Genomic DNA, 15675 nt, shown 5'->3' with positions numbered 1-15675 from the left:
GGCCTCGCGCTCCCTGTCGTGTCGACCGCGTGTCGGGCGACGCGCCGGCCGGAAAGCGGTCATCGTTGCCAGCGCGTCATGTCGTCGACATGCTCGATGGCGGCCGGCACGCGCCGCTCTGGGCGAATAATAAGATATGAAGGGGCCGCTTGAAAGCCTCGCGAAAACGTCTTCGATGGGGCGCGGAGGGGAGCGGCTGCCCACTGCCACAGCAGGGTTCGGGTTCGACAACGTGCGACGGATACGCGAGAATCCGGCTTCCGAGGGCGAAAGCCACCCAACCGAACCGCACAGACGGGACAAGAACACATGCATGGACCGATTCAACGCCGGCACATGCTGGCCGCCACTCGCCGGGTTCCACGCCGGCCCCTGTCCGTCATGGCGCTGGCCGACGCATGAAACAGGAGCATCGACATGCCCCATCCGCCGCTTCATCCATCCTCGCTCGGCCCGCAACTCAAGCGCTGGCGCGCGCTGCACCGCGTGAAGCAAAGCCATGCAGCCGAACTGTTCGGCGTCGCGCAATCGACGATCTCGCGCTGGGAAGCCGGCCTCCAGCAGATGTCGCCCGCCGAGCGCGCGACGGCCGAACGGCTGCTCGCGGCGCGCCTCGACTCGGCGGGCGACCACGCACTCGCGCGGCTGATCGCCGGCAGCGCGGGCCGCATGCATCTCGTGTGCGACCTCACGCACCGCCTGCTGGCCAGTTCCCCAGCACGCGCGGCCGAGTTCTCGCAACCGCTTTCGACGTTGCTCGGCACGTCGCTGTGGCGCTACGCGACACCGGAGATCGTCCGCATGGAAGCCGCGCTCGACCCGTTCGGCTGGCACGACCGCGCGGGGCCGCCGAGCGTCGAGTTCGACACCGGCGCGAATGCGTCGCGCGTCGTGCCGATTCGCGGCAGCCGATGCCGGTGGACACGGATGACACTGTCGGACAGCTCGGCCGTGCGGCTCGTGGAGACGCTCGACGCACACTGACAGTCGCGCATATTTCATGCGTGGACGCACCACGGCCGGCCGGCGTACGCTTGGCGGTTCATCGCAACGACGCCGACCATGAACCCCGATACGATCCACGCGCGACTCGCGTTCCTGCGCGAAGCCGAACGCCTGAAGGACGTGCTGCGCAGCAGCCACACGTCGGCCGGCCGCCCGGAAAGCACGGCCGAGCACAGCTGGCGGCTGTGCCTGATGGCGCTCGTGTTCACCGACGCACTGCCCGGCGTCGACGCGCTGAAGCTGCTGAAACTGTGCGTCGTCCACGACCTCGGCGAGGCGCTGCACGGCGACATCCCCGCGATCGAGCAGGCCGCGCATCCCGACAAGAGCGCACATGAACGCGACGACCTGCTGACGCTGACCGCGTCGCTAGACCGCGCGGTGCGCGACGAGATCGTCGCGCTGTGGGACGAATACGAGGCGGCCGCCTCACCCGAAGCCCGCGCGGCGAAGGCGCTCGACAAGCTCGAAACGATCGTGCAGCACAACCAGGGCAGCAATCCGCCCGATTTCGACTATGCGTTCAATCTCGGCTACGGCCGGCGCTATACCGATGCTGCGCCGCTGTTCCGCGCGATCCGCGAAATCGTCGACGCCGATACGCAGCGCAAGATCGACGCGGGTGGGGAGCGCGCATAGGCTCGCAGGATCGGGAAACTTCACGCTCATACCCCTGTACGAATGGGGCCGACGCCGGAGCAGGTTGATGCGCTGCGCGCGCTCGACGAGGAACGTGACCGACCGATGATGGCGATCGTCGCCGCACGGCAGCAGTGCGGGCGCGGCGAATCACCGCCTTTTCACAGATCGAGACAATTGCGCCGTCCGGCCCGCATATCGGTACGGCGTCCACACAATTCAGCACAATTTCCACACGTTTTGGCGCGAATTCCTCGCTTACCATGAACGCCTGATTCGATTCGGCACACCCGCGCGATGCGTACGCGGAACCCGTCGCGGGCAACATGCCCGGCATGCGACGCCGACCGGATCGTTCCGCTCGGCCGCACGCATCGCCGGCGCCGGCTTCATCCTCGCCGCATTCTCATGACCCAGAAGACCCATCGCCGCCGGCGCATCGTGCTGGCTACCCTTGCCGTCGTCGCGATCGCCGTCGGCATCACGCTGAAGGCCTGCGCGCCGACCAAGCATCCGCAATACCTTTCCGCGCCGGTCACGCGCGGCGATCTCGAGAACGCGGTGCTCGCGACCGGCGCGCTGCAGGCGTTCAGGCAGGTTGACGTCGGCGCGCAGGTGTCGGGGCAATTGAAGACGCTGAAGGTCAAGCTCGGCGACAAGGTCACGAAGGGCCAGTGGCTCGCCGAGATCGACCCGGTGATCTCGGAAAACGCACTGCGCCAGGCGCGCGCCAGCGAAGAAAGCCTGCGCGCGCAGCAACGATCGACCGCCGCACAGTTGACGCAAGCCGAACTCGCGTTCCGCCGCCAGCAGGCGATGCTGCCCGACGATGCGACGTCGCGCGAATCGTTCGAAGCCGCGAAGGCGACGCTCGACGTGCAGCGCGCGACCCTCGCGTCGCTCGCCGCGCAGATCCGTTCGGCCCGCATCCAGATCGAGACCGCACAAGCCAACCTCGGCTACACGCGCATCGTCGCGCCGATCGACGGCGAGGTCGTCGCGATCGTCACGCAGGAAGGCCAGACCGTGATCGCGCAGCAGCAGGCGCCGGTGATCCTGAAGCTCGCGAATCTCGACACGATGACCGTGAAGGCGCAGGTGTCGGAAGCGGACGTGATCCGCGTGAGCGCCGGCCAGACCGCTTATTTCACGATTCTCGGCGAACCGGACAAGCGTCACTACGGCAAGCTGCGCGCGATCGAACCGGCACCGCAGAACTACGCCGACGCGCAAAGCGCGCTCGGCGGAGGGGCCGGCGGCGGCGCGAAGCCGAACGCCGCGGTGTTCTACAACGCGCTGTTCGACGTGCCGAATCCCGAGCACCGGCTGCGCATCGCGATGACCGCGCAGGTCAACATCGTGCTCGGCAACGCGCGCAACGCGCTCAGCATCCCGGCCGCCGCGCTCGGCGAGAAGCGCAAGGACGGCACCGTCGCGGTACGCGTGCTGCGCGCCGACGGCAGCACGGAAACGCGCCACGTCCGCATCGGCATCAACAACAACGTGCGCGTCGAAGTACTGGCCGGCCTGAAGGACGGCGAGCGTGTCGTGATCGGCGAAGCGTCGGCGGACGAGCGCGCGCCGCTGTCGGACGTGGTGTAACGATGCGCCAGCCCCTGCTGAAACTCGCCGCCGTCACGCGACGCTTTCCGGCCGGCGACAAGGACGTCGTCGTGCTGAACAACGTCAACCTGTCGATCGGCGCGGGCGAGATCGTCGCGATCGTCGGCGCGTCGGGCTCCGGCAAGTCGACGCTGATGAACATCCTCGGCTGCCTCGATCATCCGAGCGAAGGCACGTACACGGTCGGCGGACGTGACACGCACATGCTCGACAGCGACGAACTCGCGCAGCTGCGCCGCGAGCACTTCGGCTTCGTGTTCCAGCGCTATCACCTGCTGCCGCACGTCGACGCGGTCGCGAACCTCGAAATGCCGGCGATCTACGCGGGCACCCCGCGCGCCGATCGGCACGCCCGCGCCCGCGAACTGCTCGCGCGCCTCGGGCTCGCGGATCGCGCGCATCACCGGCCCGGCCAACTGTCCGGCGGCCAGCAGCAGCGCGTGAGCATCGCGCGCGCGCTGATGAACGGCGGCCAGGTGATCCTCGCGGACGAACCGACCGGCGCGCTCGACACGAAAAGCGGCCAGGACGTGATCCGCATCCTGCACGAGCTGAACGCGCTCGGCCATACGATCGTGATCGTCACGCACGACAAGGCCGTGGCGCGCCATGCGCGGCGCATCATCGAGATCAGCGACGGCGAGATCGTCGCGGACCGGCCGAACCGCCACTACGCGGAGGCATTCGCGGAAGTGGGCGTCGGCGCGGCCGCAACGACGGAAACGGCAGCCGACACGCGGTCCGCGCCGGCTTCCGGCGACGCACCGCCGCCCGCCAATAACGATACCGCCGCCGATCCCGCCCCCCGCGCCCGACGCTTCGCCGCCGGCACCGGCCGTTTCGCCGAAGCATGCCGGATGGCGTGGATCGCGCTCGTGTCGCACCGGCTGCGCACGCTGCTGACGATGCTCGGCATCATCATCGGCATTACGTCGGTCGTGTCGATCGTCGCGGTCGGCGAAGGCGCGAAGCGCTACATGCTCGAAGAAATCGGCAGCATCGGCACCAATACGATCAGCCTCTATCCGGGCTCCGACTGGGGCGACAGCCGCGCGGACACGATCCAGACGCTCGTGCCCGCCGACGTCGCCGCGCTCGCCGAGCAGCCGTACGTCGACAGCGCGACGCCCGAAACGTCGCGCACGCTGCTGCTGCGCTACCGCAACGTCGACGTCCACGCGCTCGTGAGCGGCGTCGGCGACAGCTACTTCCAGACGCGCGGAATGCGCTTCGCGCTCGGCGTCCCGTTCGACGACGATGCGGTGCGCCGCCAGGCGCAAGTGGCCGTGATCGACCAGAACACGCGCCGCAAGCTGTTCGGCGCGACGCGCAATCCGGTCGGCGAAGCGATCCTGGTCGACAACGTGCCGTGCGTCGTGATCGGTGTGACCGCCGACAAGAAGAGCGCGTTCGGCAGCGTGAAGAGCCTGAACGTGTGGGTGCCGTACACGACCGCGAGCGGGCGCCTGTTCGGCCAGCGCTATCTCGACAGCATCACCGTGCGCGTGCGCGACGGGCAGCCGAGCGCCGCCGCCGAGAAAAGCCTCGAGAAGCTGATGATCCAGCGCCACGGCCGCAAGGACTTCTTCACGTACAACATGGACAGCGTGGTCAAGACCGTCGAGAAGACCGGCCAGTCACTCACACTGCTGCTGTCGCTGATCGCGGTGATCTCGCTCGTGGTCGGCGGGATCGGCGTGATGAACATCATGCTGGTGTCGGTCACCGAGCGCACGCGCGAGATCGGCATCCGGATGGCGGTCGGTGCGCGCCAGTCCGACATCCTGCAGCAGTTCCTCGTCGAGGCCGTGCTCGTCTGCCTGCTCGGCGGCACGATCGGCATCGCGCTGTCGTTCGGGCTCGGCGCGCTGTTCTCGGTGTTCGTCGCGCAGTGGAAGATGGTGTTCTCGGCCGGCGCGATCGTGACGGCGTTCGTGTGCTCGACGCTCACCGGCGTGATTTTCGGCTTCATGCCCGCGCGCAACGCGTCGCGGCTCGACCCGATCGATGCGCTCGCGCGCGACTGACGAAACATGGCCATCATGCATTCCTCCCCGCTTCACCGTCTCGGCGCATTCGCGTGCGCGGCCGCACTGCTCGCCGGCTGCGCGGGTGCGCGCCATGATCCGCTGCCCGCCGTCGCGATGCCCGCGAACTGGGCCGCGCCGGTCGCGGCCGACGCGCCGGCCGCCACGGGCGACTGGTGGCGCAGTTTCGGCGATCCGCAACTCGACGCATTGATCGACGACGCGCTGCGCGCCAACAACGATCTCGCGATCGCGGCGATCCGCGTGTATCGCGCACAGTTGCAGGCCGGGCTCGTCGATACGAACCTGACGCCCAACGTGACGCTCGGCGCGAACGGCGCCGTATCGCGTACGCTCGACACGCACCAGATGAGCCGTTCGAGCGGTGTCAATGGTTCGCTCAGCTATGAACTCGACCTGTGGGGCCGGCTGGCCGCGCTGCGCGACGCCGCGCACTGGGAGGCCGACGCGACCGCCGACGATCTGGAAGCCGCACGGCTGTCGCTGATCGGCACGACCGCGGCGCTGTACTGGCAGATCGGCTATCTGAACCGGCAGATCGCGCTCGGCGACGCGAATATTGCGTATGCGGAGCGCACGCTCGCGCTCGTGCGGTCGCGGCACACGGCCGGCGCCGTGTCGGGGCTCGACCTCGCGCAGGCCGAACAGAGCCTCGCCGCGCAACGCGCGGCGCAGACGCAGCTGATCCAGCAGCGCACCGAGAACCGCCACGCGCTCGCGATCCTGTTCGACCGGCCGCCGCAGCAGCGCGCGGCCGAGCCGGCTGCGTTGCCCGACGCCGCACCGCCCGACGTGGCGGCCGGCCTGCCCGCCAGCCTGCTCGGCCGGCGCCCCGACCTGCGTGCGGCGGAATTCCGGCTGCGCGAATCGCTTGCGCAGGTCGACGCGACGCGCACCAGCTTCTATCCGACCTTCACGCTGACCGGCAGCGCCGGCACGACGAGCACGAGCCTCGAGCGCGTGCTGACGAATCCGGTCGGCACGCTCGGGCTCGGCCTCGCGCTGCCGTTCATCCAGTGGAACACGATGCAGTTGCAGATCAGGGTGTCGAAGTCGCAGTACGAGGAAGCGGTCGTCGGGTTCCGCCAGCGGCTCTACACGGCGCTCGCGGAAGTCGAGAACGCGCTGTCGGCGCGCGTGCAGCTCGAACGCGAAGCCGAACAGCGCACGCTGTCGCTCGCCCAGGCCCAGCGCGCCGAACGGCTGGCCGCCGCGCGCTTCGCGGCCGGCGCGACCGCCGTGCAGCCGTGGCTCGATCAGCAGCAGGTGCTGCGGAGCGCACAAAGCGCCGACGAACTGACGCGTCTGAACCGGCTCAACAACCAGATGAAGCTCTACCGCGCGCTCGGCGGCGGGACTTCCTGACCGGCCGTCACACGCCGCACCTCACCCGCCGCACGCCGGCCGCGTCATTCGCACACGGCCGCTCCACGCCGCGCCGGCGCGAACGCCACCGCGCTCGCGGTCGCGAGCAGGGCCACGCCCGCCGCGCCGTACACCATCACCCAGCCGAAGCCATGCACGAGCGCCGCGTGCAACGCCGCGCCGCTCGGGTCGGCCTGCGCGAGCGCCGGCGCGATCGCCTGCAGCCCGTCGGTGCGGCCCGCCGCGATCTCCTGCGCGAGCCGGCGCAGCGCCGCGTCGCCGATCGCGCCGGCCGGCCCGCCCTTCAGGCTCGCGACGATCCCCGCCACCAGCACGAAGCCCATCGTCGCGATGTTCAGCGCCAACGAGATCATCCGCGCGCTCATGTCGATGCCCGACGCCATCCCGGCCCGCGCACACGGCACCGCGCCCGTCGTCGTGTTGGTGACGGGCGTATTGGTCAAGCCGAGCCCGATGCCGGCGATCACGCAGCCCGGCAGCATCGTCAGCCAGCTCGCATGATCGGCCGCGCTGCCCAACCGCATCAGCACGAAACCGGCCGCGATCGTGAACAGGCCGGCCGGAATCACGACGCCCGGCCCGTAGCGCAATGCAAGCCGTTCGCCGAACGGCGGCGCGATCAGCGTCGGCAGCGTGTACGCGAGCAACGCGAGGCCGGCCGTCACGCTGTCGTAGCCGAGCGCGACCTGGAACCAGATCGGCAGGTAGATCATGAACGGCCAGAAGCTGAAGTTCATCCCCATCGAGCCGAAGATCGCGCCGGTGAACGCGCGAATCCGGAACACCGAGAAGTCGAACATCGGCCGTGCGCTGGCGCGCTCCGCGATGACGAAGCCGAGCACCGCGAGCACGGTCGCACCGAGCACACCGAGGCCGGCCGCGCTCGTCAGCCCGAGTTCGGCGCTTTGGGTGATGTAGAACGCGAGGCCGAGCACCGCGAGCGACAGCGTGACGATGCCCGCCACATCGAGCGCGCCCGCATGCGGATCGCGCGACTCCTGCACCGCGCCGCCGATCAGCACGAGCGCGACGGCCGCGAGCGGCGCATGGACGAGGAACACCCACGGCCAGCTCGCCAGCGCGACGATCGCGCCGCCGACGATCGGCCCGAAGCCGAGCCCGATGCCGAACACGATCCCCCAGATTCCGAACGCGCGGCCGCGCTCGCGCCCTTCGCGGAACTGGTGCGACAGCACGGCGATCTGGCAGATCAGCATCGCGCCGCCGCTCGCGCCCTGCAGCAGCCGGCCCGCGACGAGCACCGGCACGTTCGGCGCGAGCCCGCACAGCAGCGACGTCGCGCCGAACAGCACGGTGCCGATGACGTACACGCGCTTGCGGCCGAACCGGTCCGCAAGCGTGCCGGCCGCCATCAGCACCGTCGTACACGCGATCGTGTACGCGTTCATGATCCACTGCATGCCGTTGAAATCGCCATGCAGCACGTGTTCGAGCGTCGGCAGGATCACCGGCACGCTCGAGATCTCGAGGCCGAACATCAGCGACGTGAGACAGACGGCCGCGAGCGCGACCGCATTCCTGCGGGAGTCGGATAGCGTCATGCGTATTGCGCGGCGGCCCGGCGACAGGCCGCGCGCCTCCAGGTGAGTAGGATTCGCCGCGCGCGGCCGGCGACGCACGCTGGGCGGGAATCGGTACTATAGTGAGAATTCACCTCCCCATTGACGCACCCGTTTCCATGGACTGGGGAATCTCAGGCCCCAATCGATGCAACGCACAACCCGCCATGACCGACAGACTCGACGGCGTGACGACCTTCGTCCAGGTCGTGGAATCCGGCAGCTTCGCGCTCGCCGCGGAACGGCTCGACATGACGCGCTCGGCCGTCGGCAAGGCGATCGCGCGGCTCGAGAAGCGGCTCGGCGCGCGGCTGCTGCAGCGCACGACGCGCAGCCAGAGCCTGACCGACGACGGCCAGGCGTACTACGACCGCTGCGTGCGCGCGCTGGCGGAACTGGAAGCGGCGGAAGCCGATCTCGACTGCGGCCGCCACGAGGCGCGCGGCAAGCTGCGGCTGAGCGTGCCGCTCGCATTCGGGCATCACTGCGTGACGCCGATCGTGCTCGACCTCGCGCGCACTTACCCGCACCTGCGGATCGACGTGTCGATCACCGACCGTTTCGTCGATCTCGTCGAGGAAGGGATCGACCTCGCGGTGCGGATCGGCCCGCTCGCCGACAGCACGAGCCTCGCGGTGCGGCGGCTCGGCACGCAATACGGGAGCCTCGGCGCGGCGCCGTCGTATCTCGCTCGCCACGGCACACCGCAATCGCTCGACGATCTGAAAAACCACCGCACGATCGCGTATTCACGCTCGGGCGTCGTGCAGCCGTGGTACCTGCGTGCGCCGGACGGCTCGAGCGTCCACATCGACATGCCGCACCAGCTCAGTTTCGACGACGTGCAGGCGATCGCGGCGGCCGGTGCGTCGGGGTTCGGGATCGCGTGGCTGCCGAGCTGGCTGCTCGATCACTACGTGAAGCGCGGGGAGATGGTGGTCGTGCTCGATCGCTGTTTCGTCTGCGAAGGCGACATTCATGCGATCTGGCCGAAAACGCGCTACCTGCCACGCAAGACGCGCTGCGTGATCGATGCGCTCGTGGAGGCGGTACCGCCGATGATCGAGCGCTGAGCGCCAGGCGCCGAGCGCGGACGCAAAGGAAGGCAATGCGCGGCAACCGACGCGCCGCACGGGCGCGTCGGGCCGTCACGCGACGATCACGCCGCGCCGAGATCGGCGAGCGGATGCGCGAACAGTTTCCACGGCGACGTCAGGAAATGCCGCACGCGTTCGGCGCGCAGCTCGACGAGCGACGCAGGCGCCCAGCGCGGCTTGCGATCCTTGTCGACGAGATGCGCGCGCACGCCTTCGCAGAAATCGCCTTCCTCGATCGCGCGCGCCACGATGCCGAGCTCCATCCGGAACGACTCCGCGAGCGTCATCTGCCGGCCGCGCAGCAGCGCCTCGCGCGTCACGGCGAGCATCGTCGGCGAATGGCTCGCGAGCGCGTCGAGCGTCGCCTGCAGCCATTGGCGGTGCTCGCGTGCCAGCTCGTCGCGCGTCAGCTCCTGCGTGAGCGTCGCGACGATCCGCTCGACGCTCGAGCGCTTGTCGAAATGGCGGACGATCCACGGCATCTGGCTGTCGAGCGCCGCATGCGGCACCACGTTGCACGGCGGCTCGAACACCTTGCGCAGCAACGGCAGCGCATCGCCGTCCCACTTCACGCTTTCGATGCGCGTCTCGAACGTGTCGAGCCATGCGGACGGCACGCACAGGTCCGCGAGCTTCGCGGTGAGCGCGTCGGCGCCCGACAGCATCGCGCCGGTCAGCCCCACGTACAGTTCGAGTTCAACCGGCATGCCCGACAGGAAATGCGTCGCACCCACGTCGGGCACGAGGCCGATGCGCGTTTCCGGCATCGCGATCTTGCTGCGCTCGGTCGCGACGCGCAGCGCCGCGCCCTGCGCGAGGCCCATACCGCCGCCCATCGTCACGCCGTCCATCAGCGCGACCACCGGCTTCGGGAACATATGGATCGCGTAGTCGAGCCGGTATTCGTCGACGAAGAACGGCAGCCAGGTCTCGCGCTGCGCGACCATCTTGTACAACGCACGCACGTCGCCGCCCGCGCAGAAGCCCTTCTCGCCCGCGCCGCGCAGCACGACCGCGACGATCTGGTCGTCGTGGCGGCAGCGCTCGAACAGCGCGGCCAGCTCGCCGATCATCGCGTACGACAGCGCGTTGAGCGCGGCCGGCCGGTTCAGCGTGATCAGCGCCACGCGGTTCACCACGCGAAACAGCACCTCGGGCGCGTGCTCCGCGAATGCGTCGTGATTCGTCACCGGCGTACTCATCGTTGCGACTCTCCATCGGTGCGCCACTGCGGCGCGCGCTTGCCCAGGAACGCCGCCACGCCCTCGCGCGGATCGGCCGTGTCGAACAGGTCGACGAAGCGTTCGCGTTCGACCGCGAGCGCCGCGCTTCGCGGCACACCGCGACGTGCAAGGCCGATCAGCTCCTTGCTGTAAGCCACCGCGTGCGGGCTTTGCCGCGCGACGTTGCGCGCCAGCGCGAGTGCCGCCTCGCGCGCGGCGCCGCTTTCCACCACGTCCTCGACGAGGCCGATCCGCAGCGCGGTGGCCGCGTCGACGCGCGCGCCGGTCAGGATGATCTTCTTCGCCCAGCCTTCGCCGACGAGCCAGGGCAGCGTCTGCGTGCCGAGCCCGCACGGCAGCAGGCCGACCGACGGCTCGGGCAGCGCCATCTGCGCATGCGTCTCCGCGATCCGCAGGTCGCATGCGAGCGCGCATTCGAGGCCGCCGCCCATCGCATAGCCGTTGATCGCCGCGATCGTCACGACACGTGCGTCGTGCAGCGCCTCGAACGCCGCGCCGAAGCGCGCCGCCATCGCGCGCGCGACCGCGCGATCGCCGTCGGCGAACGTGTTGAGGTCGGCACCCGCGCTGAAGAACTTCGGGCCGTCGCCGGTGATCACCAGCGCACGCACGCGCGGGTTCGCATTCAGTTCGGCGACGGTGGCCTGCAACTGCTGCAGCCCGTCGGCGGTAAAGGCGTTCGCGGGCGGACGCTTGAGCGTCGCGCACGCGATCGCGCCGTCGTCGACATAGTCGAGTTCGATCATCACGCGTCCTTCTTCGTGGCCGGTTGATACAGGCGGATCACCGCCGAGAAATCGAGCTGGCCGTCGCCGCGGCTGCTCATCGTCTGGTACAGCTGCTGCGCGAGCGCGCCGAGATAGACGGGCTGGCGCGCCTGCTTCGCCGCATCGTTCGCGAGGCCGAGATCCTTCAGCATCAGGTCGGTGCCGAAGCCGCCCGAGTAGCCGCGCGAGGACGGCGCGGTCTCGATCACGCCCGGATACGGGTTGTAGGTGTCCGAACTCCAGCAGCGGCCCGTCGACGTGTTGACGATGCCGGCCAGCACCTTCGGGTCGATGCCGAGCGCGACGCCGAGCGACATCGCTTCCGACACCGCCGCCATCGAGATGCCGAGCACGAGGTTGTTGCAAACCTTCGCGACCTGCCCCATCCCGGTCGCGCCGCAATGGACGATGTTCTTGCCCATCCCGGCGAGCACCGGCTTCACGCGCTCGAAATCCGCGTCGCTGCCGCCGACCATGAAGGTCAGCGTGCCGGCCGCCGCGCCGCCGGTGCCGCCCGACACCGGCGCATCGACGAACGCGCCGCCGTGCTCGCGCACCAGCGCGCCGAACGCCTGCGCACTCGCCGGGTCGATCGTGCTCGAATCGATCACGGTCGCGCCCGCACCGAGGCCGGCCAGCACGCCGTTCTCGCCGGACAGCACCGAGCGCACGTGCGGCGCGGCCGGCAGCATCGTGATCACGAACGTCGCGCCCGATGCCGCATCGCGCGGGGAAGCTGCCACCTGCGCGCCGGCGTCCTGCAGCGCGCGCAATGCGTCGGCGCTCAGGTCGAACGCATGCACGTCGTGGCCGGCTTTCAGCAGGTTCAGCGCCATCGGCGCGCCCATGTGGCCGAGGCCGATAAATCCGATTTTCATGTTGGTGTCCTCCGCCGCTCAATGCAGCCGGATCGTCGTGTTCACCGGGCCGGCCGTCGTGTCGTCGTCGAACCAGCGCGCGGTGACCGTCTTGGTCTGCGTGTAGAACTGCACGACCTGCTTGCCGTACGGGCCGAGGTCGCCGAGCTTCGAGCCGCGCGAACCGGTAAAGCTGAAGAACGGCACGGGCACCGGAATCGGGATGTTGATGCCGACCTGGCCAACGTCGATCTCGCTCTGGAACTTGCGTGCCGCCGCGCCGCTCTGCGTGAAGATGCCCACGCCGTTGCCCATCGGGTTCGCGTTGACGAGCGCGATCGCTTCGTCGAGCGTGTCGACTTCCATCACGACCAGCACGGGCCCGAAGATTTCATGCGTGTAGATCGTCATGTCGGTTTTCACGCCGGAGAAGATCGTCGGCCCGATGAAGTTGCCTTCCTCGAAGCCGGCGACCTTCACGTCGCGGCCGTCGAGTTCGAGCTTCGCGCCTTCCTTGATGCCCATGTCGATCAGCGACAGAATCCGCGCCTTCGCACCGCGCGACACGACCGGCCCGACGTCGGTGCCCGCTTCCGAGCCCGCGTTGACCTTCAGCGTCTTCGCCTTCGCGACGAGGTCGGGCAGCCATTCGCGCGCCTGGCCCACCAGCACCGCGACGGACGTCGCCATGCAGCGCTGGCCGGCCGCGCCGAAGCCCGCGCCGACGAGCGCATTGATCGCCTGCTCGCGATTCGCGTCGGGCAGTACGATCGCGTGGTTCTTCGCGCCCATCATCGACTGCACGCGCTTGCCGTGCTGGCTGCCGAGGTTGTACACGTGCGTGCCGACGGCGGTCGAACCGACGAACGAGATCGCCTTCACGAGCGGATGCGTGCAGATCGCGTCGACGACTTCCTTGCCGCCGTGCACGACATTCAGCACGCCTTTCGGTACGCCGGCTTCGAGCGCGAGCTCGACGAGTTCCATCGTCGACATCGGGTCCTGCTCCGACGGCTTCAGCACGAACGTGTTGCCGCACACGATCGCCATCGGGAACATCCACAGCGGAATCATCGCGGGGAAATTGAACGGCGTGATGCCCGCGCACACGCCGAGCGGCTGGCGCAGCGTGTAGGTGTCGACGCCGCCCGCGACGTTCTCCGCGAATTCGCCAAGCTGCAGCGTGCCGATCGAGCATGCGTGCTCGACCACTTCGAGGCCGCGGAAGATGTCGCCTTCGGCGTCGGGAATCGTCTTGCCCTGTTCAGCCGTCAGCGTCTTCGCGATGCGCTGCTGGTTCGCGCGCACCAGATCCTGGAACTTCAGCATGATGCGCATGCGCGCGGCGATCGGCGTGTTCTTCCACGTCGCATACGCGGCGTGCGCGGCCTGCACGGCCGCGTCGACTTCCGCGACGGTCGCGAACGGCACGCGCGCGAGCACCTGCTGCGTCGCCGGGTTGACGATGTCGCGCCACTCGCTGGTGGTGGACTCGACGAAGGCGCCGTCGATCAGCAGCTTGACCGTCGGCACGTCTTGCCCCGTGCGGGGCGTCGGATTCGCGTTCATCAGCGTTTTCTCCTTGCAGTGGGCCGCGTGGCGTCGTGCGACGCGCGGCCGGTTCGGTTCAGCGAGGCGGCGGGCGGCGCGCCGAAAAAAAAGCGGCGCGCACGGCCCGCAGCCGGTCATTTCAGTTCGTTGGCGAAATCTTCTTCCCAGTACTCGCCGGGCATGCGCTCGGTCGCGTCGTCGCCACGCTCGATCTCGCGGCGGCGCAGCTCGACGCGGCGGATCTTCCCCGAGATCGTCTTCGGCAGTTCCGCGAACTGCAGGCGACGGATGCGCTTGTACGGCGCGAGCTTCTCGCGCGAGAAACGGAAGATCTCCAGCGCGAGCGCGGGGCTTTCCTCGTAGCCCTGACGCAGCGTGATGAAGGTCTTCGGCACCGACAACCGCACCGGGTCCGGGCTCGGCACGACGGCCGCTTCCGCGATCGCCGGATGCTCGATCAGCACGCTTTCCAGTTCGAATGGGCTCAGCCGATAGTCGGACGACTTGAACACGTCGTCTGCGCGGCCGATGTACACGTAGTAGCCATCGTCGCGACGCATCGCGATGTCCGACGTACGGTAGTGACCGTCGCGCATCGCATGAGCCGTCGCATCGGGATTGTTCGCGTAGCCCTTCATCAGCCCGACCGGGCGCGTGACGTCGTCACCGATCGGCAGCGCGACCTCGCCTTCGGTCACCGGCGCGCCGTCCGGGTCGAGCAGCGCGATCCGGTAGCCGGGCAGCGGCCGGCCCATCGAGCCGGCGACTACCGGCTGGCCCGGCGAATTGCCGATCAGGCAGGTCGTCTCGGTCTGGCCGTAGCCGTCGCGAATCGAGATGTTCCAGGCCTTCTTCACGCGCTCGATGATCTCGGGATTCAGCGGCTCGCCCGCGCCGACGATCTCGCGCAGCTTCACGTCGAACGACGCGAGCGGCTGCTGCACCAGCATGCGCCACACGGTCGGCGGCGCGCACAGCGTCGTCACCCGATACTTGACGAGCGCATCGAGCACGACCTTCGGCTCGAAGCGCGCATAGTTGAACGCGAACACGCACGCCTGCGCATTCCACGGCGCGAAGAAGCAGCTCCACGCGTGCTTCGCCCAGCCCGGCGAGCTGATGTTCCAGTGGATGTCGCCCGGTTGCAGGCCGACCCAGTACATCGTCGACAGGTGCCCGATCGGATAGGTGCGGTGCGTATGCTCGACGAGCTTCGGCTTCGACGTCGTGCCCGACGTGAAGTACAGCAGCATCGGATCGTTCGCGTGCGTGACGGCGTCCGGCTCGAACGCGGCGCTCGCCGCATAGCCGTCGTTCATCGCGAGCCAGCCTTCGCGCGGCACGCCGGCGACGATTTTCTGCTTGAGGCCGAGGCCGGCCTGCTCGAACTTCGCGGTTTCGTGCTCGTCGACGATCGCGTAGGTCGCGCCGCCGATCTGCACGCGGTCGCGCACGTCGTCGGGCGACAGTTGCGTGGTGGCGGGCAGCACGATCGCGCCGAGCTTCATCGCGGCCAGCATCGCGTCCCACAACTCGACCCGATTCGGCAGCATCAACAGGATGCGGTCGCCGCGCCCGACGCCGATCGAACGCAACCAGTTCGCGATCCGCGACGAACGCTCGGACATCTGCGCGAACGAATACGGATCGCCCGTGCCGGTCGCCGCATCGACGATCCACAGCGCGGGCTGGTCGTTGCCGCGCGCCATCGGGTCGAAGTAGTCGAGCGCCCAGTTGAACGCATCGAGCACCGGCCATGCGAAATCGCGATACGCGGTGTCGTAGTCGGTGCGATGGCGCAGCAGGAAGTCGCGTGCGTCCAGGAATGCCTGTACCGTCATGTGTCGTCTCCGTCCAGTCTCCATGCCCAGCGGTCAA

General features: G+C 68.8%; 12 protein-coding genes. 6 read left to right on the top strand and 6 right to left on the bottom strand.

Going from position 1 to position 15675, the window contains the following annotated elements:
• The first annotated feature begins 417 nt into the window (after positions 1-417).
• The 5 genes from AP428_RS17490 to AP428_RS17470 all read left to right on the top strand — a co-directional run bounded on the left by AP428_RS17490 (position 418) and on the right by AP428_RS17470 (position 6680).
• The gene (locus tag AP428_RS17490; RefSeq protein WP_011547214.1) at positions 418-984 is read left to right on the top strand and encodes a helix-turn-helix transcriptional regulator; all 567 of its coding nucleotides are present in this window, start codon (positions 418-420) and stop codon (positions 982-984) included.
• Between the two features lie 78 nt (positions 985-1062).
• Entirely contained in the window at positions 1063-1644 is a 582-nt protein-coding gene (locus AP428_RS17485; RefSeq protein WP_011547213.1) for an HD domain-containing protein, read from the top strand.
• Positions 1645-2052: 408 nt separating this feature from the next.
• A complete protein-coding gene (locus AP428_RS17480) occupies positions 2053-3246 on the top strand; it encodes an efflux RND transporter periplasmic adaptor subunit (RefSeq protein ID WP_011547212.1) in 1194 nt (397 codons plus the stop codon).
• 2 nt (positions 3247-3248) lie between these two features.
• Complete coding sequence (locus AP428_RS17475) at positions 3249-5294, top strand: MacB family efflux pump subunit (protein WP_011694806.1); 2046 nt, start codon at positions 3249-3251, stop codon at positions 5292-5294.
• Positions 5295-5309: 15 nt separating this feature from the next.
• Positions 5310-6680, top strand: a complete 1371-nt coding sequence (locus AP428_RS17470; protein ID WP_172593238.1) for an efflux transporter outer membrane subunit — start codon at positions 5310-5312, stop codon at positions 6678-6680.
• A gap of 44 nt (positions 6681-6724) precedes the next feature.
• Here the strand turns inward: AP428_RS17470 and AP428_RS17465 are convergent, their stop codons facing one another.
• Positions 6725-8263 (bottom strand): MFS transporter, encoded by a 1539-nt coding sequence (locus AP428_RS17465; protein ID WP_011547208.1) that lies wholly within the window; start codon positions 8261-8263, stop codon positions 6725-6727.
• A 185-nt stretch (positions 8264-8448) separates the two neighbouring features.
• Here AP428_RS17465 and AP428_RS17460 point away from each other — a divergent pair, with 185 nt between their 5' ends.
• Complete coding sequence (locus AP428_RS17460) at positions 8449-9354, top strand: LysR family transcriptional regulator (RefSeq protein WP_012339624.1); 906 nt, start codon at positions 8449-8451, stop codon at positions 9352-9354.
• Between the two features lie 86 nt (positions 9355-9440).
• Here the strand turns inward: AP428_RS17460 and AP428_RS17455 are convergent, their stop codons facing one another.
• The 5 genes from AP428_RS17455 to AP428_RS17435 form a co-directional block, all read right to left on the bottom strand.
• Positions 9441-10580 carry an enoyl-CoA hydratase/isomerase family protein gene (locus AP428_RS17455; protein ID WP_011547206.1) on the bottom strand — a complete coding sequence of 380 codons (1140 nt, stop codon included), beginning with the start codon at positions 10578-10580 and terminating at the stop codon, positions 9441-9443.
• Positions 10577-11368 (bottom strand): enoyl-CoA hydratase, encoded by a 792-nt coding sequence (locus AP428_RS17450; RefSeq protein ID WP_011547205.1) that lies wholly within the window; start codon positions 11366-11368, stop codon positions 10577-10579. The genes AP428_RS17455 and AP428_RS17450 overlap by 4 nt, the downstream gene beginning before the upstream one ends.
• Positions 11368-12267 carry a 3-hydroxyisobutyrate dehydrogenase gene (gene mmsB, locus AP428_RS17445; protein ID WP_006480765.1) on the bottom strand — a complete coding sequence of 300 codons (900 nt, stop codon included), beginning with the start codon at positions 12265-12267 and terminating at the stop codon, positions 11368-11370. The genes AP428_RS17450 and mmsB overlap by 1 nt, the downstream gene beginning before the upstream one ends.
• Before the next feature lie 18 nt (positions 12268-12285).
• Positions 12286-13815, bottom strand: coding sequence for a CoA-acylating methylmalonate-semialdehyde dehydrogenase (locus AP428_RS17440; protein ID WP_011694807.1), 1530 nt, complete (start codon positions 13813-13815; stop codon positions 12286-12288).
• A gap of 116 nt (positions 13816-13931) precedes the next feature.
• A complete protein-coding gene (locus AP428_RS17435; RefSeq protein ID WP_011547203.1) occupies positions 13932-15638 on the bottom strand; it encodes an AMP-binding protein in 1707 nt (568 codons plus the stop codon).
• Between the last annotated feature and the right edge of the window lie 37 nt (positions 15639-15675).

Source organism: Burkholderia sp. E168m22 (assembly GCF_001319805.1).
In the GTDB taxonomy this organism is placed as follows: Bacteria; Pseudomonadota; Gammaproteobacteria; order Burkholderiales; family Burkholderiaceae; genus Burkholderia; species Burkholderia orbicola.
The sequence above is the reverse complement of the archived record's forward strand: the minus strand, read 5'-3'. Positions and strand labels throughout refer to the sequence as shown.